We start from the raw sequence: 18,625 nt of genomic DNA, 5'->3' as shown, positions 1-18,625 counted from the left end.
CCGCACCGCCCGGCCCGGGCCCGCCGGCCCGCCGTCACCATCCGGTGGAGCGGCGGGCGCATCCCACCGGTTTCGGCCCGCGCAGGGAGACGTACAGGTCGGTTCCGTCCGGGCACCGCGCCCGCCGCTCCACCGCCGACTCCACCCGGTAGCGCGGGGCGCGTCCGCCCACGTCCGCGCAGGCGGTCTCCGTGACCTCGCCCCCGCCGGAGGCCGTGACGCAGTCCCCGACCACGGTGAGCGGGCCCCCGCCCTGCCCCGGGTCGCCCGGATGCGGCGGCTCCAGATGGCGCATGCAGGCGTAACCGGTGGTGAGCCGGGAACGGGCCCCGGCCCCCGTCTCGGACACGTGCAGCACGAAGTCGGTGGCGTCCGGACAGGGCGGCCCCGACGACGGGGCTCCGAGGTGCCGGGCGAGCACGGTGGCCACGGCCTTCTCGCTGCGGCAGAACACCTCCCGGATCTCCGGGCCGCGCGAGCTGCAGTCGCCCGGCCCGAGGAACACCACCCCGTACGGGGAGGGGCCGGGCGGGCCGGGGGAGGGCCGGCCCCGGTCGTCCACGACCGTGCCGTCCGCCCCCTGGCAGGCCGTCAGGAGCAGGACGGCCGCCAGCAGGACCGGCAGCAGGAGGAGCCGGGGGAGAGCCGGCGGGGCAGGCCGCGGAAGGACCGGCGGGCGGGCCTGCGGGAGGGCCGGCGGCGACGGGCTCCGGAACCCCGGGGAAACGTGATCGTCCATGAAGTGACCCCCGATACGTCCCCCAAGACGTACACCTGGCGCGGCCCGCCGGAGCGGGGCCACGCCAGGTGCTCGGGGTGCTTTGCGCCGCCCGCCGGGCGCCGGGGTCGTCCCCTCGCCGTAGGGCTAGTACGACAGGCCGTGGCCCACCGGATACAGCACCTGCGTCGGGTCGTCCGCGCGTTGCACCGGAACCGGGAGGGCGCCCTCCGGCTCGGCGCCGCCCGCGATCACCCGGGCCGCGGCGCGCAGTTCGACGTCGGTCCAGGAGTACGTGGCGAGGATCGCCGCGACTCCGCTGCCGTCGAGGTGCGCGGCGTCGTACGGATTGCGGACGGCGACCACGACCACCGGGACGCCGGTCGCCACGAGCGCGGCCACCAGCCGGCGCTGCGAACTCGCCGCCGTGACGTTGTACGTGGCCACGATCACCGCGTCCCGGCCCCGGGCGGCGGCCACCGCTTCGTCGATCTTCGCCTGGCTGGGAGCCGTGCCGGTGGACAGCGCCCTTGCGATGAAGCCGAGTTCGCCGAACGCCTTGGCCAGGGTGCCGGTCGGCGGACCGGTCGTGCCGGAGGGGGAGGCCGGGTCGGCCCCCACCACCAGCAGGTCGCGGTGGGTGCGCCGGGAGAGCGGCAGCAGCGAGCCGGGGTCGTCGAGCAGGGTCGTCGTGCGCTCGGCGATCCGGTCGGCGGCGGCCCGGTGGGTGCGGCTGCCGACCGTGCGGTCGACTCCCCGGCGGCTGACGAACGGATCGCCGAACAGGCCCAGTCCGCTCTTGAGCCGCAGGATGCGCAGGATCGATTCATCGATCCGGGCCTCGCTGATCTCGCCGCTCCGGACCGCCTCCAGCACCGCGTTCCAGGCGACGGAGAGCTTCGGCGGGTTCAGCAGCTGGTCCACGCCCGCCAGCAGCGCGAGGACCGGCACCCGGTCGTCGCCGTACTTCGTGCGCACCCCTTCCATGCCGAGGGAGTCGGTGACCACCACCCCGTCGTAGCCCAGCTCCTCGCGGAGGATGCCGGTGAGGATCGGCCGGGAGAGCGTGGCCGGGTCGCCGGACGGGTCGAGGGCGGGGACCACGATGTGCGCGGTCATGATCGAGTCGATCCGGGCCCGGATCGCGGCGCGGAACGGCGGGGCGTCCAGCTCCTCCCACTGGGCGCGGGTGTGGTTGATGACGGGCAGCCCGGTGTGGCTGTCGGTGCTGGTGTCGCCGTGGCCGGGGAAGTGCTTGGCGGTCGCCGCGACGCCCGCGCCCTGATAGCCCTTCACCTGTGCCGCGACCAGGTCGGCCACCGCGGCGGGGTCGGAGCCGAAGGACCGTACGCCGATGACCGGGTTGGCCGGGTTGACGTTGACGTCGGCGTCCGGCGCGTAGTTCTGGTTGATGCCGAGCGCGGCCAGTTCCGCGCCCGCGATCCAGGCCGCCCGGCGGGTGTCGGAGCGCGAGCCGCCCGCGCCGAGGGCCATCGCGCCCGGCAGCAGGGTGGCGGGTTCGCCGACCCGGCAGACGATGCCGTGCTCCTGGTCGGTGGAGACGAGCAGCGGGATGCGGGAGCGTCCGGCGAGCGCGGCGCGCTGGAGGCCGTTGGAGAGCTCCGCGATCTGGTGCGGGTCGCGGGTGTTGTGGGCCCAGGTGAAGTAGATGATGCCGCCGACGTGGTACGTGGAGATCAGTTCGGCGGCCGTGCGGACCCCGATCTCTTTGAGGTTCGCGTCGATGTCGGCCTGGTCGGGCTCGGTGGCGGAGTGCCCGTAGACCCGCATCACGAACAACTGGCCGACCTTCTCCTCCAGGCTCATCCCGGCGATGATCCGTCGCAGCCGGCGGTCGGTGGAGGCGTTGGCGGAGTGCGCGGAGGCGAAGGCGGAGGCGGGGGCGGCGAGGCCGCCGGTGGCCGCGGCGGCCGTGACGGCGGCGGTGGCGGTGAGGAGGGTGCGTCTTGAGGTGCGGTGGGGCACGTGAGCTCCTTCCCGGGGTGAAAGAAACTTCCAAAGAAGTACGCTTATCTGGAAAGTAACTTCCGGTCAAGAGGGCGGGCCGACACCGAAGCGGCGGGCGGCCGAAAGAGTGGGCGGCTCCGGGGCCCGGGGCCCGAGGCCCCGCGCGGCGCTCGCCCTCCCCGCACCCCTCCCCTTCCTCGAACCGCCGCACCCCTCCGTCCCGGACCGTCGCGCCCTTCCCCGTGTTCCCCGTGCACCCGGCGGCCGCTACTGCTTCGGCGCCCCGATCCGCAGCAGGTGCTCCCGTCCCGCGCCCAGCAGGCCCGGCAGCTCCGCGGCGCCGGGGTGCCAGCGCTTCTCGTACTCCCAGCACACCCACGTCTGCGGGTCCAGCCCGTCCAGGCACTCCGTCAGCGGCAGCACCCCGGCGCCGAGCGGCAGCGGTGTGAGATCGTCCGCCGACGCCACGTCCTTCACCTGGACGTATCCCAGGTGCGGGGCGAGCACCGCGTGGCTGGCGGTCGGCTCCTCCCCGGCCAGCCAGGTGTGCAGCACGTCCCAGATCGCGCCGACCCGGGGGTGCCCCACCGTGGCGACGACCCGGGCGACGTCCAGGCCCGCGCGGTGCGTGTCGTGGGTCTCCAGCAGGATGCTCACGCCCATGTCGGCGGCGGCCGGGGCGGCCGCGCCGAGCCGCCGGGCGGCCGTGGCGTCGGCCTCCTCCTGATCCTGGTCGCCGCCGCCGGGGAAGACCCGGACGGAGGAGGCGCCCAGGTCCCGCGCGAGCTTCAGCAGGGCGGACAGCTCCGCGAGGACCGGTTCGTCGTCCCCCTCGGCGGCCACCTGGACGTACCCGGCGAGGGCCACGATCTCCACCCCGGCGGCCTTGAACGTCTCCACCACGTCGGCCCGCTCCAGCGGAGAGAGCCCGAGGTGGACCGGCTCCTCGGGGTGGACGCGCAACTCCACCCCCTGGTAGCCGCTCCCGGCGGCGAGCCGGGCGACCTCGGCGACCGGCGTACCCGGCACCCCGAGCGTGGAGAAAGCGAGCTTCATCGTGCGTGTCCTTCCCTTGTGCCGACGCCCCGCTCCTGCCCCGCCGGTCCGGTGGCTACTCCCGGGCGCGGGCGACGCGGCCCGGCGCGCGAGCGGCGGCGGCTTCCGTGCGCGGCCCGGTCCGCGCGACGTCGTACGCGGGCCGTCTCAGCCGACACCGCGCAGCAGCCGCTCCAGGCTACCCAGCAGCCGCAGCGCGTCCTCGCGCCGCGCTCCCTCCAGGGCGGGTCCGCCCGGCGCCGCGCGCTCCTCGGCCTCCCGCACCCGCTCCGGGGTGAGCACCCGCAGCGCGGCGGCTGCCTGCCGGGCGAACATCGCGAGCAGGTCCAGTTCCCGCACCCCCGACCGGGCCTGCGGGGAGGGGTCCAGCACCTCCAGGACGCCCAGGACGCGGGCGTCGCTGATGAGCGGGGCCGCCATCAGGGAGTTCGGGACGTACGCGGTCGACTCCGCCAGCGAGCGGTCGAAGGACGGGTCGTCGCTCAGGTCGTCCACCACCATCGGCTCGCCGGAGGTCGCCACCCAGCCGGCGATCCCGCGCCCCGCCGGGAACCGGCGGCCCACCAGGAACTCCTCGCCCTGCCCGGAGACGGCCTGGAAGACCAGCTCGTCCGCCTCCTCGTCGAGCAGGAAGACGGAACTGGCCTCGGCCCCGAAGATGGCGCGGGCCACGTCGACGACCGACTGGAGCAGCTCGTTGCGCGGGGCGTCCGCGACCGGGGCGGTGGGGGAGAGGGAGGCGGACGGGGCGGATTCAGTTCTCGGAGTCATCACGGACATCTCCTGCCGCAGAGGTGGGGCGCGGCGCGTGGCGCACGTTGGCCGCGGAGAGATAGAGGGCGTTCTTGAGCTGGAAGACCGTCATCCGCGGATGCGCGGACAGGAAGCGGGCGCACAGCCCGGCGACGTACGGCGTGGCGAAGCTGTTCCCCGTGGTGCGGATCGTCCGGCCGCCGAGCCAGGGCACGGACACGTTCTGGCCCGGCCCGAAGAACTCCACCGGCGGCTCGGGGTTGTACAGGTGCAGGCCGGGGTCGTCCTCCTGGTGGCTGCCCACCGAGATCACCGAGGCGAACCGCCACGGGAAGCTCTCCACCGGGGTGTTGTGGGCGGAGGCGACGATCACCGTACGGGCGAAGTAGGCGCTGTCGGCCAGGTCGTGCAGCTCCTGGGCGAAGCGGGTGCGGGTGGTGGACAGGCTGAGGTTGACGACGTCGAAGCGCTGCTCCACCGCCCACCGCAGCCCGGCCATCAGGACGTCGCCGGTGCCGGAGAACCGCTCCCCGAGCACCCGCACACTGTGGATCTCGCACTCCGGGGCGGTCCGCCGGACGATGCCCGCGCACGCGGTGCCGTGGCCGCAGGTGTCCCCGGTGGTGGTCGGCTCGACGGTGATCGCACCGCTCTCCCCGTCCTTGACGACCACCCACGACCCGGCCAAGGGGCCGACCAGCGGGTGGTCCCGCTCCACGCCCGAGTCCACGACGCAGACGCGGACGCCGCGTCCGGTGGCGGGGCCGGTGGGGCGGCCGAGCGGCGGCCCGGGGTCCGCCAGTACCGGTACGTCCTGGGGTCCCCGCCCGCGCAGGCTCCAGGTCAGCCCCCGCCCCGGCGCGGTACGGGCCGCGCCCGGAGCGGCGGAAGTCCCCTCCGGGCCCGTCCGCGCCGAACCCGCTCCCACCGGTGTCCGATCCGGTTCCGTGGTCGTCATCGGCCGGCTCCTCTCCTCGTCGTGGCCATCGGCCCGGCCGGGCGCGCGAGGAACCCGGCGGCCCGGCGCACCCCCGGCAGATGCCCCTTGCCGGTGTAGTGCGCCTCGGCCGCCCGCGCGGACGCCTCGGCCTCCGGCGACCGCCCCAGGGCGGCGAGCGTGTGCGCCCGGTCCAACTCGGCCGCCGCCTGCACCAGCGGGGAATCGGTGAGCAGCGAGGTCCGTACCGCCCGCTCCGCGTGGCGGACCGCCTCCTCGGGCCTCTCCCGCACGGCCAGCCGGGCCCGCAGGCCCGCCAGGTCCACCGCGTCCGCCCGGCTCAGCCCCGGCATCTCCCCGACGCCCGCCAGCCGTTCCGCCGCCCGGTCCTCCCGGCCCTCGTCCAGTTCCAGGCGGGCCGCCTCCAGGGCCACCGCCGTCCGCATCCCGGCGGCCCCGGTGCGTCGGGCCGCCGCGTCCGCCCGGTCGAGCAGCTCCAGCGCGGCGGCGTGGCCGCCGCGCAGCGCCTCCACCGTGGCCCGGAACACCGGGAGGAAGACCTCCGCCTCCGCGAACCCCAGCTTCCCCGCCAGCCGTTCCGCCTCCGCCAGGCAGCCGTAGGCGTCATCGGCCCGGTCCTGGAGGGCGTACAGCACCGCCAGCGGGCAGTTGAGCGTGACCCGGACCGTGGGCCGGCCCGCCCCGTGCGCCGCCAGCAGCGTCCGGCAGCGGGCCACCGCGAGGGGCACCGGGACCGGGCCGCGCCACAGGGAGACGCCGATCGCGCCGAGCGCCCCGGCGCGCTCCGGTTCCGCTCCGGCCAGCACCGCGTGCTCCAGGGCCCGCGCCTGGTCCCGCTCCGCCTCCTCGTGCCGCCCGGACCGCTGGAACTGCTGGGCGAGCCGCAGGTGCGCCCGCGCCCGGCCCGCCGAGTCGCCGGCCGCCTCGAACACCGGGAGCACGGTACGGGCCACGGCGGCGGGCCCCGGCCCGGCGCCGCCCGGATCCAGCACCGCCAGCGCCAGCCGGGCGTGCGCGGCCTCCACCTCGTCCGTCCCCGAGTCCCGTACGGCCCGCAGCAGTTCGGCCCCTTCGGCGGCCCGGCCGAGCGCCACCCGCACCTCGCCCAGCCGCCGCGTCGCCGCCGGATCCCCCGGGCACAGGTCCACCGCCCGCTCCAACAGGCCGTGCGCCCAGTGCAGGTCGGACCGGGCGGCGGCCTGCGCCCCGGCCCGGCCCAGCGCGGCGGCGGCCCGGTCGCGCAGTCCGCGCGCCCGGTCGTCCAGCAGCCCCAGCTCGGCGCGGTAGCGGTAGGCGCGTTCCAGATGGCCGCCGACCGCACCGTCGCCGCTGCGCAGCACGCTCGGCAACTCGGCCGCCCACGCGTGGCGTTCGGCCTTGGCCCGTTTGGAGAGCGAGGCGTACGCGACCTCGTGCACCAGTCCGCTGCTGAACCGGTACGCGGCCTCCGCCCCTTCTGCGGGGCGGCCCGACTCGACCAGCCTGCGGCTGCCCAGCACCTCCAGCGCCCGCTCCACGCTCCGGCGCCGGTCGGCGGCTTCGGCCGCACCGGCGGGCCCGGCCGCACCGCCCTCCCCGGTCCGTACGGACTGCTCCAGCCGGGCCAGTTCCCGCGCGGTGAACTCCCGCCCGATCACCGCCGCCAGGTCCACCACTTCCCGCTCGGGCCGGGCCAGCGCCCCGATACGCGCGCCCAGGAGCGCCTGGAGCGTGGGCGGCAGGTCCTCCTCGCCCGCCCCGCCCGCCCGGTCCGTACGGTCGCCGACCAGGAGCTGTTCCAGATAGAGCGGGTTGCCCCCGGCCCGCGCCAGGAGCCGTTCGCCGTACGGCGAACGGTCCCCGGCCCGCCCCCGGGGCAGGCCGTCCAGCGGGTCCGGACCGCCGTGCGGACCGGCGAGAGCGGCGGCGAGCCGGGCCGCCTCCTCGTGCGCCAGCCCGGTGAGCTGGAGCTGCCGCGCACCGGCCGGGAGCCCGTCGCCCCCGTCCGGCCCGTCCGGGCGTCCGGCGCAGAGCACCAGCACCCCGGCGCACCCCGAGCCGTCCGTCAACCGGCGCACCGTGCGGACCAGCAGCGGGGCCGCCGCGTGCCAGTCGTCCAGCACCAGCACGACCGGGCGGTGGCGGGCCGCCCGGCCCAGGACCGTGGCCAGGGCCGCGCACATGTCCTCGAAGGGCGCGTTCGGCGTGCCGTCGCGCAGCAGGCCCCCGGACAGCAGGGCCATCGCGTCGTCCACCGCCAGCCCCTCCGCGGTCTCGGCCGCCGTGTCCCGCACCGTGTCGGCCGGAGCGGCGCCGGAGGGGGCGGAGCCGGGTTCGGCGCCGGTCGCCGCCATCAGCGAACGCACCGCGTCGGCCAGCGGGGCGAGGGTGCCGTGGTCCCCGTAGCTGCGGCACCGTCCCGCGCCGTACACCGCCGTGCCGGACGCCGACCGCTCCGCCAGCCACTCCCGCACCAGCCGGGTCTTGCCGATCCCCGCCTCGCCGGTGACCCGCAGCAGCTCGGCCGCGCCCCCGCGCACGGCCGCCTCCAGCGCCGCGTCCAGGGCCCGCCGCTCGACCGCGCGTCCCACGAAGGGGACGTCGAAGCGGCGCAGCAGCTCGGGGTCGTCCGCGCCCAGCGCGAGCAGCCGGTACGCCTCCACGCTGTCCCGCTTGCCCTTCAGCCGCAGCGGCCCGGTGGGCTCGGCGCTCACCGTCGGGCCGGCGGCGAGCAGGGTCTCCGGGCCGATCAGGATCTCGCCCCGGCCGGCGTTCTGCTCCAGCCGGGCGGCGATGTTGACGGTCTCCCCCGAGACCAGGGCCTGCCGCGCGGTCCGGTCCGAACCCGCCACCACCTGGCCGGTGTTGACGCCGATCCGGGTGGCCAGCTCGATGCCGAGGGTGGCGTCCAGCTCCTCGTTCAGCCGGGCCAGCGCCCGCCGCATCCCGAGCGCCGCGGCCAGCGCCCGGCGGGCGTCGTCGTCCCGGACCACCGGGACGCCGAACACGGCCATCACCGCGTCCCCGATGAACTTCTCCGGGGTGCCACCGCGCGCCGTGATCTCCGCGCTCATCGCCTCGAAGTACCGCAGGGTCACGGCGCGCAGCGTCTCCGGGTCGAGCACCCCGGACAGGGCGGTGGAGCCGACGAGGTCGCAGAAGAGCACGGTCACCGGCTTGCGTTCGTCCCCGGGCGGAGGCCCGGCGGGGGCCGGCCCGGCGGCGGGCCCGGTCGGCGCCGCGGCCCCGCCGGGTGCGCACGGTGTCCCGCAGGACGAGCAGAACCGGGCCGTGGGCGGCAGGTCCTGCTGGCACGAGGGGCAGTTCATGACGGGTCCTTCTCTCCCGGGGGGCCGTGCGGTCGGGGGTGGCGGGCGGCTCACGGAGGCGCGCGTCGCGGCTGGGCGGGTGGCGGCGGTACGGGCCGGGGGGTCGCCCCGCGCCGGACCCGTACCGCCGAACCGGTGGCCGGTCGCCGGCCACGGCCGTCCTTCCCCGGCCTGACCGGCCTGACCGGCCTGACCGGCCAGACCGGTCAGAACAGGGCGCCGCCGGCGATCTCGCCGTGCGCCTGGACCTCCGGTCCCACGGCGTCCAGCCTCCTCTTCACGTCCAGCAGCAACGCCAGCTCCTCCGGCGTCAGCTCGCTCAGCACCTCGCGCTGCTCCTCGGTCAGCAGGTCCACGGGGAACCCGGCCTCGTACAGCGCCTCGGGCAGCGGCGGAGGTCCGCCGCTCGGGGGTGGTCCGGTCATGGTGTGACTCCCATCGGTGGGACGGGTCCGGCTCCCCGCGGCGACGGCGTCGGCGCGGAGCGCCCGAGCCGGACGAAAAGCCGGGTGAGCGCGTCGAGGGAGTGCAGGGCGCTGACGGCCACGGCCGCTTCCCGGTCCCGGCCGAGCGGCAGCCGGTCCAGCAGCGCGTACAGGTCGTCCAGGTGCTCCGAGTCGAGCACCGCGTGCTCCCGCACCGTCCGCAGGGCGGCGGCGGGCAGCCCGGTGACCCGGGCGACCCGGGCGGCCAGGTCCGGGGCGGGGGCGTACCCCTCCAGCACCGCGATGTAGCCGAGGAGCGCGACCGGGTGGTGGTGCTCGATCCAGTAGTACTGGGAGCCGACGAGCGAGGCGATCAGCGGGGAGGGCAGCGGGCCGAGGGCCGCCTCGGGGGCGCCGCCCGCCGCCCGCAGGTCTTCCAGCAGCCAGGCGTCGTGCCCCTCCTCCTCCCGGATGTGCCCCTCCAGATACGCGGCGAGCGGCCCCCCGAGCGGATCACCCGCGGCGGCCCGGTCCCGGGCGCGGTCGAGTGCCAGCCCCATCAGCGGGACGGAGGCGCGGATGACGGCGTGCATGGCGCACAGGTACGCCCGGTAGCGCGCCACCAGGTCCTCGGCGCGCCACATGTGGGCCGTCGCCCCCCGGAACTCCGGTTCCAGCAGCAGGAGTTTGGTCCGCAGCCGGGCGGAGGCGCCCGGGGCGGCGGAGCGCGGGCCGGTGGTCCTCGCACCGCTGCGGGCCGGGGCGCTCATCGGACGTCCTCCGTGCCCGTGCCGTCCGGGGCGTCCGCGCCCGGCGGTCCCGGGGGACCCGCGACGACCAGGGGCGCGTACTCCGCGCAGCCGTGGCGGCGGACCACGCCCCGCGCCCCCTCCCGGGAGCCGCGCAGCGCCGCCGTCAGGTCCAGCAGGGCCCCGGCCGCCCCGCTCGCCACCGCCCGGGCTCCGGCCGCCGCCGCCCCGTCGCCGCCGAGCGCCCGGCAGCCGTCGCAGTAGGAGCCCGGCCGGGGGCCGGAGCCGTACCGGGCGGCCAGATGCGCGGGCCCGACCGTGCGGAGCATGCGCAGCATCGGGGACTCCAGGGCCCGGCGGCGTACCGTTCCCCAGTCGTCCTCCGCGATATGGCCGAGGTCCAGATGGGCCGGTACGGGCCTGCGGTCGACGGTGTCCTGGTTGCAGCAGGCGAGCACCCGGCCGTCGAAGGCGACCACCGGCCAGGCCGCCATCGAGCACGGGGACGCCTCGGCGGGGTCCGGGCCGGTGCGGGCCGCCCGCGCCCAGGAGGCGGCCCGGCCGAACGGCCGCACCTCGTTGACCAGGCACGGCACCGCGCCCCCGAACTCCTCCCGCACGGCGCGGGTGAGGCCGGCGAGGTACGGGTCCGAGCCGCCCGTGCCGGTGAGGTGGAGGCTCACGGCCACCCCCTCCTCCCGGACGAGGTGCAGGGCGCGGAAGACCTCGGCGCGCGACACCTCGCGTTCGTGGTGGACGTCGAGGGAGGCGGAGAAGTGGTCGACGGAGCGGATCGCGCGCAGGATCGCGGGCGCGATCGCCGCCTTCCGCCCGCGGAGGCCGCCCCGGGCGAAGAACATGCCGCTGAGCAGGGCCGTACGGGAACCGGCGTCCCGCGCCAGCGTGCTCAACCGCTCCACCGCGGCGGGCAGGAGCAGCGGCTCGCCGCCCGTGAGCATGACCACGTCCGGCCGGTCCTCCTCGGTGAACGACGCGACGAACCGCTCCAGTCGGGCGGGGTCCGGCTCCTGGCGGGTGAGCGGGCCGGACCCGGTCGAGCAGTGTGCGCAGCTCAGCGGGCAGCGCCGGGTGAGGCCGATCAGCAGACCGCCGGCCGGGAAGGGCCGCCGTGCGACGAGTTCGGCGAGTTCCATGCGGGCCGCCTCCTTCGGGGCCGGGGCGCGTGGGGCGCGTACCCAGGCTGGGCCGCGCCGGTTCGAGGACGGTCCGACGGCGCTTCGGCAGCGGTATGGGCCCAGGTCACAGCGGACTTCCGAGGTCCCGGCCGGTCCTGCTCGGCGTGCTCCCGCCCTCGCGAGCTGGCCCGATACCGCTGCCATACCGGCGGCGAAGCGATCGCCAGGCCCGGCTTCCTAACGTTCTCGGCAACGGCAGGCACCAGGCCCGCCGCACCGGGCACCGGAGGGCTCCGCCCCCCGCGGTCCCGGGTCCCGCAGTGACGAGTGGATGGAGACCACCATGTCCGAGAACACGAAGCCGGCCGGCGACGAGACCAACGAGACCCCCGAGGTCGAGGCGCACTCCGTCCTGGACCTCCAGGAGACGTCCGTCCACGGCGACCGCGACATCATCGCGCCCCCCGGCAACTGCATCAGCGTGCTGAGCGTCGTCGAGAACTGATCTCCCCCGGCCCGTCCCCCGCGACGGGCCTCGCACACCGGACCCGGGGCCGTGTTCCCCGGGGCTCCGGTCCCGGTTCCTCCGCGGAGGGCGACGAGCCTGCGGTCCTCCCGCGACGCCGGCCGGTTTCCGGCCTTCCCGCAGTGACGAGTGGATGGAGACCACCATGTCCGAGAACACCCAGCCCACCGGCGACGAGACCCCCGAGGTCGAGGCGCACTCCGTCCTGGACCTCCAGGAGACGTCCGTGCAGGGCGGCGAGCAGACCGACGGCAACTGCATCAGCGTGCTGAGCGTCGTCGAAGCGCAGCGCTGATCCCCCGGGCCGGGCGCCACGGCCGGGCGAGGCCGACACCTCGCTCCCGCGGCGCCCGGCCGGCGGCCAGGCGGTACGGGGCGGCTCCGCGACCGGCGGGAGCCGCCCCGCCGCGCTTCCGTGCATCGTCCGGCCCCCGCCGCGCTTCTGCGCACCGTCCTTCCCGCCGCGCTTCCGTGCACCGTCCGGCCCCCGCCGGGCTTCCGCGGCCCCTGCCGTCCCATCGCGCGCGGACCCCGCCGCGCCCGCCCCGCCGCCGAACCGCCCGGCCCCGCCGCGCTTCGGCGCCCCCTCCGTACCGCCCGACCCCCGCTCCACACGCCGCACGTCATGCCGCCCGCCCACCCGCCCGCGCACCTCAGGGAGCCTGCCGATGGCCACGCCTCTCCGCTCCAACCGGGACTTCCGGCTGCTCTGGATGAGCGGCCTGTTCGCCGTTCTGGGCAGCCAGATGGGGGCCCTCGCGCTGCCGCTGCTCATCCTCAAGGAGACCGGCTCCCCCGTGCAGGCCGGCACGGTGGGGACCGTGTCCATCTGCGCCGTGCTGATCACGATGCTGCCCGGCGGGGTCATGGCCGACCGGGTCGAACGCCGGCGGCTGATGCGGCTGTGCGACGTGGGGAGCCTGCTCGCGGTCACCGCGCTGACCGTCGCGGTGTGGAACGGCCACGCCCCCATGGCGCTCGTCCTGCTGGTCGCCACCGCCGGGGCCGTCCTCAACAGCGTCTACGCCCCCGCGGCCTTCGGGCTGCTGCGCGCGGTCGTGCCGCCGGACCAGATGGGCACGGCGACCGCCCGGCTCCAGGCGCGTACCGCCACCGTCCGGCTGGTCGGCCCGCTCGTCGGCGGCGCGCTCTTCGGAATCCACGACGTGCTGCCCTTCGCCGCCCAGTTCCTCGGACTGTTCCTGTCGACCGTCTGCGTGGCCCTCGTCCGCACCCGCTCCTCCGCCCGCAAGAAGGCCGGCTCGGTCCTCAGCCGCGCCGAACTCACCGCAGGGCTCGGCTTCCTCTGGCGACTCCCCTACCTGCGGACGGTTCTGCTGGTCTTCGGCCTCGGCATGAACTTCGCCTTCGGCGCCCTCACCTTCACGGCGCTCGCCGTCTTCTCCGAGGGCGGCCGGTCGGGGCTCGGCGGCGGCTTCGTCATCACCTGCGTCTCCGCCGGGGCGCTCGCCGGGGCGCTCCTCGCGCCCCGGCTCTCCCCGGACCGCCACATCCGGACCCTGCTGGTCGTCACCTGCTGGAGCTGCGTGGTGACGGCCGGAGCACTGGCCTGGCTCAGCAGCCCGCTGATGGCGGGGCTGCTGTGCGCGGTGTGCATGTGCCTGTCGACGGTCGCCAGCATCGGCTTCCTGTCGACCCTGCTCGTCGTCACCCCCGAGGACCGGGTCGGCCGGGTGCAGAGCGCGGCCTCCTTCCTGTCCTCGATCGTCCAGCCGTTCGGCCCGCTGGCGGGCGGCTCGCTGCTGACCGCGCTCGGCCCGCGCAACGCCTTCGGCCTGGTCGGCGCGGTGCTGGCCGTCTCGGCGGCGGTCATGACGCTCGCCCCGTCCGTCCGCAAGGGCGCGGTCCCGCCGCCCGCGACGCCGGAGTCCCCCGAGGGCACCGAGGGCGCCGGGACTCCTCCGACCCACGAGGCCCCCGCCCCCCACGAGGCCGGCGCCGCCCCCGGGGCCCGCACCGCCCACGAGGTCCGACCCGCCCACGAAGCCGCCGGTCCCGGCGTCGCATCCTGACTGAGGAGGAACGCCGTGCCCGGTATCCAGGAGACCCAGCTCTACTGCCTCGCCGACCGCCGCTACTACGACACCCCGGCCCGCCTCCCCGACCAGGACACCCGCTACCCCCTCGACACGGCCGAACCTCCCCCCGGATGGCGGCGGGTGGCCGGCGGGCTGTGGACGTCCCTGCTGCCCGAGGACGGCGAACCGGCCGAACAGGGCTGGAAGATCCACGTCTCCACCGTCCCCGACGAGGCGGCGGCCACCCTCCGCGACACCGCGCGGATCTGCCTCCGGCACCGGGTGCCGTTCAAGTTCCTCCGCAGCGAGCAGGCGCTCCTGCTGATGTCGGGGAAGTACATGTCCCGGGGCAGCGCGGGGAAGTTCCTCACTCTCTACCCGCCGGACGAGGCGGCCCTGGCCCGCCTGCTCGACGAGCTGACCGGGGTCCTGGCCGGCCGCCGGGGACCGTACATCCTGAGCGACCTGCGCATCGGCGACGCCCCCGTCTACGTACGGTACGGCTCCTTCGTCGACCGCTGGTGCCGGGACGCCCGGGGCGAGCGCGTGCCCGCCCTGCGCCACCCCTCCGGCGAACTCGTGCCCGACGAGCGCGGGGTGGTGTTCCGTACGCCCGCCTGGGTGCGGGTTCCCGAGCTGCTGCGGCCCCACCTCGCCGCCCGCGCCGCCGCCCGCGACGACTCCTTCCCGTACACCGTCACCGAGGCCCTCCAGTTCTCCAACGCGGGCGGCATCTACCTCGCCCGCCACCGGGAGACCGGCCACCGGGTGGTGCTGCGCGAGGCCCGCCCGCACTGCGGACTCGACGCCGTGGGCGACGACGCGGTGACCCGGCTGGAGCGCGAGCACCGGGCGCTGACGGCGCTCGCCGGGCTCGACTGCGTACCGGAGGTGTACGGCGTACGGACCGTGTGGGAGCACCGGTTCCTGACGACCGAGTACGTGGAGGGCGCCACGCTGCTCGAAGAGATCGTGGCCCGTTTCGCCCTGGTGCGCGGAGCGCGTACTGCGGACGAACTCGCCCCATACGTCGCCTGGGTGGACCACGTCACCGCCCAACTCACGGACGCTTTGCGGGAGATCCACGGCCGGGGGATGCGCTTCGGCGATCTGCACCCCTCCAACGTCATCCTGCGGCCCGACGGGCGCCTCGCACTCGTCGACTTCGAGTACGCCACCGGACTCGACGACGACCGCACCCCGTTGGCGGGAGCGCCCGGTCTCCAGGCGCCGCCCGGCACCCCGGGCGCCGAGGCCGACGCCTACGCCCTGTGGGCGACCTGGCTCACCATGCTGATGCCGATGACGGAGATGGCCTCCCACGACCGGGCCAAGGCCGTGTCGCTGGAGTCCTGGGCCCGGGAGCGGTACGGCCTCGCACCCGACGCCGGCCCGGCCCGGCCCGCCCTGCTGCGGGCCGCCGGGCGCTCCGCCGACCGGGAGGGCGAGATCGCGGCCCTCCTCGGCGGGCCCGCCCCGGACTGGGCCGAACTGCGGACCCGGCTGATCGCGGGCATCCACGCGGGCGCCACACCGGAGCGCCGCGACCGGCTCTTCCCCGGCGACCCGAACGCCTTCGCCACCGGCGGCTGCGACCTCGCGCACGGGGCCGCCGGAGTCCTGTACGCCCTCCACCGCGTCGGGGCGCCCGTCCCGGCGGGGTGGACCGACTGGCTGGCCGACGCCGCCCGCCGCCGCGACCCCGCCTCCCCGGGCGGCCTGTACGACGGTCTGCCCGGCGCGGCCGTGACGCTGGCCCTGCTCGGCCGCCCCGACGAGGGGCGCGAACTGTTCGCGCGGGCCGCCGAAGCCGGCCGCCCCTCGCCCTCGGCCGACCTGCTGACCGGGCGCGCGGGCACCGCCCTGGCCGCCCTCCGCCTGGCCACGGCCGGGCCCGGGGCGCCGGACCAGGAGCTGGTGGACACCGCCCTGCGCACCGCCTGGCAGCTCGACTGCCTGGTGCGCGGCGAGACCGTGCCGGGCGGACCGGCCGTCCCGCCGTCCGCCGGACTGCTGCGCGGACTCAGCGGCGTCGCCCTGCTCCACCTCGACCTGTACGCGCTCACCGGCGAGGAGTGGCTGCTGCGCGCCGCCCGCACCGCCCTGTACCGGGACTCCGGGCACTGCGTGACGATGGACGACGGCACCGTCCAGGTCAAGGACGGCCGCCGCCACCTCCTCTACCTCGACCAGGGCAGCGGCGGCCTCGCCCTCGTCGCGCGCGCCTACCTGGCCCGGGAGGAGGCGCCCGCCCTCGCCTCCCTGCTGCCCGGGGTGCGCAAGGGCTGCGGCAACGAATTCGTGCGCGAGCCGGGCCTGTTCACCGGGAGGGCCGGACTCGTCGCCACCGCACGGCAGTTGGAGGAGCCCGGTCGGCCCGCCGGGCCCGAAGTGCGCGCCTCGGTACGCAATCTGTCCTGGCACCTGGTCGCGGACGGGGACCGCCTCCTGGTCCCGGGAGCCCGCCTGCGCCGCTGCTCCGCCGACCTGGCCACGGGGGCGGCGGGACTGCTCCTGGCCCTGCACTTCCTGGCGGACGCCGACGCCGCCGCGGACGGCGGGCCGGACGGGGGACCGGGCCGCGGCGGAGGCGCGGACGCGGAGACCGGCACGGAGGCCGGAGCGGCCGTCGCCCCGGGGGGCTCCGGCCGCCGGCCGGGCGATCTGCTGACGCTGCTCACCCTGGGGTGAGGGCCGCCCCCAGGGCCGGGGCGCGACCCGGGACGCGCCCCGCCACGGCGGCGGCCTCCGGCGCGCCGGAGGCCGCCGCCTCCGGCCCCTCCGCCTCCGGCCCCTCCCGGCCCTCCTGCTCGCGCGGCCTCTCCCGGTCCTCCTGCTCGCGGGCGAACAGGCCCAGCAGGCGCGGTACTTCGTAGAGGGCGGCATGGGCGGTGACCTCTCCGGCGGGGGAGGTCACCGCCCCGGCGTCGATCAGCGACTCGACGGCCCGGATCGCCGCCCGCTCGCCGCAGCCCAGCGCCGCCGTGGCCCGGTCCAGGGTGAAGCCCCCGTCCGCCGCGAGCCCCGCCAGCCGCGCCAGCACCCGCCGGTCGCCGTCCGCCAGGTCCTGCCACCCGGACGCGATCCGCCGCCGTACGGAGACGTCCCCGGCGACCAGTTCGTCCAGCGCGCCCGAGGGGTCGTCGAGCCGGTCCGCGTACTCCGCCAACGGCAGGTGGCGCAGCACCGCCAACCGCATCCCGCTCACCTCGACCGCCAGCGGAAGCCCCCCGCCGGCCCGCACGATCCGCAGCGCCGCCCCCGGGTCCGTACGCAGCCGGCCGGCCCCGATCAGCTTCCCCAGCAGCTCCAGCGCCTCCCCGTCCGCCAGCGCGGGCAGCGCGATCCGGTGGACCGGGGCGAGGCCGGGCAGCTGCCCCCGGGCGGTGACCAGGACCGAACTCGCCCCGGACCGGGGCAGCAGGTCCCGTACCGACGCCTCCTCGGGGACGTCGTCCAGGACGACCAGCGCGCGGCGGCGGGCCAGCCACGTCTGCCAGGCGTCCGCGAGCGCGTCAGCGGCGGCGGGCCCGGACGGCTGCCCCGCCCCCGGGGCCGCCCCCGCCGCCCCGCACAGCCGCCCCAGCTCCGCCAGGACCTCCGCCCGGCTCCGCGCCGTACCGTCCTCCCGGCGCACCCGGACCTGGACCCGGCCGTCCGGGAAGCGGTCGGCCAGCAGGTGCGCCGCCCGGACCGCCAGCGCCGACTTGCCCGCCCCGGCGGGGCCCGAGACGACCACCACCCGCCCCTCGCCGCCGCCCAGGACGCCCAGCAGGTCGCGCAGTTCGTCGCGGCGGCCCGTGAACGCCCCGGTCCCGGCGGGCAGCGCCACCGGGCCGGCCTGCCCCCGGGGGGCGGAGGGCCGCCGGGCCTCCCGTCCCCGGCCGAGCATCGAGCGGTAGAGCGCCGCCATCGCCGGACTCGGCTCCAGGCCCAACTCCCGGGCCATCAACTGCCGGTAGTCGTCGAACACCGCCAGCGCCTCGGCCTGCCGGCCCGACTGGTGCAGGGAGTTCATCCAGGCGGCCCGCAGCCGCTCCCGCAGCGGGTGGCGCTCCACGAGGTCCCGCAACCCGTCCACCGCGACGGCCGCCCGGCCCAGCTCGATCTCGGCCTCCGCCCAGTCCTCGTACACCGTCAGACAGCGGGCCTCCAGTCGGTCCGCCTCCTCGGCCACCCCGGCCGAGTCCCGCAGATCGTTGAGCGGCGGGCCCTCCCACAGATCGAGGGCCTCCCGCAGCAGCCGGGCCGCCCCCGGCAGATCGCCCCGCTCGGCCGCCGCCCGCCCCGCACGGGCCAGCGACCCGAAGCGCAGGGTGTCCAACTCGCCCTCCGCGATGCGCAGGAGGTAGCCCCCGCACCCGTGCACCACCCGCTCCCGGCCCCCGTCCCCGGCCGGGCCGAGGAGGGCGCGGGCGGCGCTGACGTACACCTGGAGGTTCTTCCGGGCGGTGCGGGGCGGGTCGTCCGGCCACACGGCGTCGGTCAACACGTCCACCGGTACGGGAGTGTTGGGGCGGGACAGCAGCGTGGCGAGGACGAGCCGCTGCTTGCGCGGGCCGAGCGGCAGCTCACGGCCGTCGAGCCGAGCGGTGAGCGGGCCGAGGAGGGAGAAGTACACCGCACCGGCGGGAGCGGTGGGGACGGGAGGTCGGGACATCGGCGGGCCTCCGGAGGGGGGACGGGCGGCGGTCTGGGCCGTACGCACGCCCCGATCGTGCGGTGGGGCCCGGCCCCCGCACATCGGGGCGCCACCCGCATTTTCCGTCCGCACACCCGACCGAAACCGCCCGGCGCCCCCATACCGCCGACCCGCCCCCCCCGCACACACCGGCCGCTCGCAGCGGCCCCCTGCGCCCCCCGCGTCAGCCCCCGGGACCGGCCGCCTGCACCAGCCGCTCGCACCGGCCGCCCGCACCGCCCCTCGGCTCCGGCCGCCTGCGGGCCCCGCTCCGGCTCTGGCGCCCCGCGTCCGGAGGCGGCACGCTC

At 77.0% G+C, this 18,625-nt stretch carries 14 protein-coding genes; 4 read left to right on the top strand and 10 right to left on the bottom strand.

Annotated elements, in window-relative coordinates:
• Nucleotides 1–34: 34 nt before the first annotated feature.
• From AMK24_RS07385 to AMK24_RS07345, 9 genes are all read right to left on the bottom strand, one after another.
• Complete coding sequence (locus AMK24_RS07385; RefSeq protein ID WP_242435027.1) at nt 35–739, bottom strand: hypothetical protein; 705 nt, start codon at nt 737–739, stop codon at nt 35–37.
• A 126-nt stretch (nt 740–865) separates the two neighbouring features.
• Nucleotides 866–2,704, bottom strand: coding sequence for a glycoside hydrolase family 3 protein (locus AMK24_RS07380; RefSeq protein WP_073766277.1), 1,839 nt, complete (start codon nt 2,702–2,704; stop codon nt 866–868).
• A gap of 249 nt (nt 2,705–2,953) precedes the next feature.
• A complete protein-coding gene (locus AMK24_RS07375) occupies nt 2,954–3,742 on the bottom strand; it encodes a sugar phosphate isomerase/epimerase family protein (RefSeq protein ID WP_073766275.1) in 789 nt (262 codons plus the stop codon).
• A gap of 147 nt (nt 3,743–3,889) precedes the next feature.
• The gene (locus tag AMK24_RS07370) at nt 3,890–4,513 is read right to left on the bottom strand and encodes a GAF domain-containing protein (RefSeq protein WP_073766273.1); all 624 of its coding nucleotides are present in this window, start codon (nt 4,511–4,513) and stop codon (nt 3,890–3,892) included.
• Nucleotides 4,497–5,453 carry a S8 family peptidase gene (locus AMK24_RS07365; protein ID WP_242435026.1) on the bottom strand — a complete coding sequence of 319 codons (957 nt, stop codon included), beginning with the start codon at nt 5,451–5,453 and terminating at the stop codon, nt 4,497–4,499. The genes AMK24_RS07370 and AMK24_RS07365 overlap by 17 nt, the downstream gene beginning before the upstream one ends.
• On the bottom strand, nt 5,450–8,761 hold the full coding sequence (locus AMK24_RS07360; RefSeq protein WP_073766271.1) for an adenylate/guanylate cyclase domain-containing protein: 3,312 nt from the start codon (nt 8,759–8,761) through the stop codon (nt 5,450–5,452). The genes AMK24_RS07365 and AMK24_RS07360 overlap by 4 nt, the downstream gene beginning before the upstream one ends.
• Nucleotides 8,762–8,967: 206 nt before the next feature.
• The gene (locus tag AMK24_RS07355) at nt 8,968–9,186 is read right to left on the bottom strand and encodes an aroma-sacti cluster domain-containing protein (protein ID WP_073766269.1); all 219 of its coding nucleotides are present in this window, start codon (nt 9,184–9,186) and stop codon (nt 8,968–8,970) included.
• Nucleotides 9,183–9,956, bottom strand: a complete 774-nt coding sequence (locus AMK24_RS07350) for an iron-containing redox enzyme family protein (protein ID WP_073766267.1) — start codon at nt 9,954–9,956, stop codon at nt 9,183–9,185. Before AMK24_RS07350 ends, AMK24_RS07355 begins: the two co-directional genes overlap by 4 nt.
• Entirely contained in the window at nt 9,953–11,089 is a 1,137-nt protein-coding gene (locus AMK24_RS07345; RefSeq protein WP_073766265.1) for a radical SAM protein, read from the bottom strand. The genes AMK24_RS07350 and AMK24_RS07345 overlap by 4 nt, the downstream gene beginning before the upstream one ends.
• A gap of 325 nt (nt 11,090–11,414) precedes the next feature.
• On the opposite strand from AMK24_RS07345, the gene AMK24_RS34180 reads away from it, so the two are divergent.
• From AMK24_RS34180 to lanKC, 4 genes are all read left to right on the top strand, one after another.
• The gene (locus tag AMK24_RS34180; RefSeq protein ID WP_199876400.1) at nt 11,415–11,576 is read left to right on the top strand and encodes a hypothetical protein; all 162 of its coding nucleotides are present in this window, start codon (nt 11,415–11,417) and stop codon (nt 11,574–11,576) included.
• A gap of 166 nt (nt 11,577–11,742) precedes the next feature.
• Nucleotides 11,743–11,892 carry a hypothetical protein gene (locus tag AMK24_RS34175; protein ID WP_199876399.1) on the top strand — a complete coding sequence of 50 codons (150 nt, stop codon included), beginning with the start codon at nt 11,743–11,745 and terminating at the stop codon, nt 11,890–11,892.
• A 373-nt stretch (nt 11,893–12,265) separates the two neighbouring features.
• Nucleotides 12,266–13,630 (top strand): MFS transporter, encoded by a 1,365-nt coding sequence (locus tag AMK24_RS07340; RefSeq protein WP_073766263.1) that lies wholly within the window; start codon nt 12,266–12,268, stop codon nt 13,628–13,630.
• Nucleotides 13,631–13,645: 15 nt separating this feature from the next.
• Nucleotides 13,646–16,327 carry a class III lanthionine synthetase LanKC gene (gene lanKC, locus AMK24_RS07335; protein ID WP_073766261.1) on the top strand — a complete coding sequence of 894 codons (2,682 nt, stop codon included), beginning with the start codon at nt 13,646–13,648 and terminating at the stop codon, nt 16,325–16,327.
• On the opposite strand, the gene AMK24_RS07330 is transcribed toward lanKC, so the two are convergent.
• The gene (locus AMK24_RS07330; RefSeq protein WP_073766259.1) at nt 16,314–18,296 is read right to left on the bottom strand and encodes an AfsR/SARP family transcriptional regulator; all 1,983 of its coding nucleotides are present in this window, start codon (nt 18,294–18,296) and stop codon (nt 16,314–16,316) included. The genes lanKC and AMK24_RS07330 overlap by 14 nt on opposite strands.
• Nucleotides 18,297–18,625: the final 329 nt, after the last annotated feature.

Source organism: Streptomyces sp. CB02366, assembly GCF_001905905.1.
In the GTDB taxonomy this organism is placed as follows: Bacteria; Actinomycetota; Actinomycetes; order Streptomycetales; family Streptomycetaceae; genus Streptomyces.
This window is presented reverse-complemented; position numbering and strand designations above follow the sequence as displayed.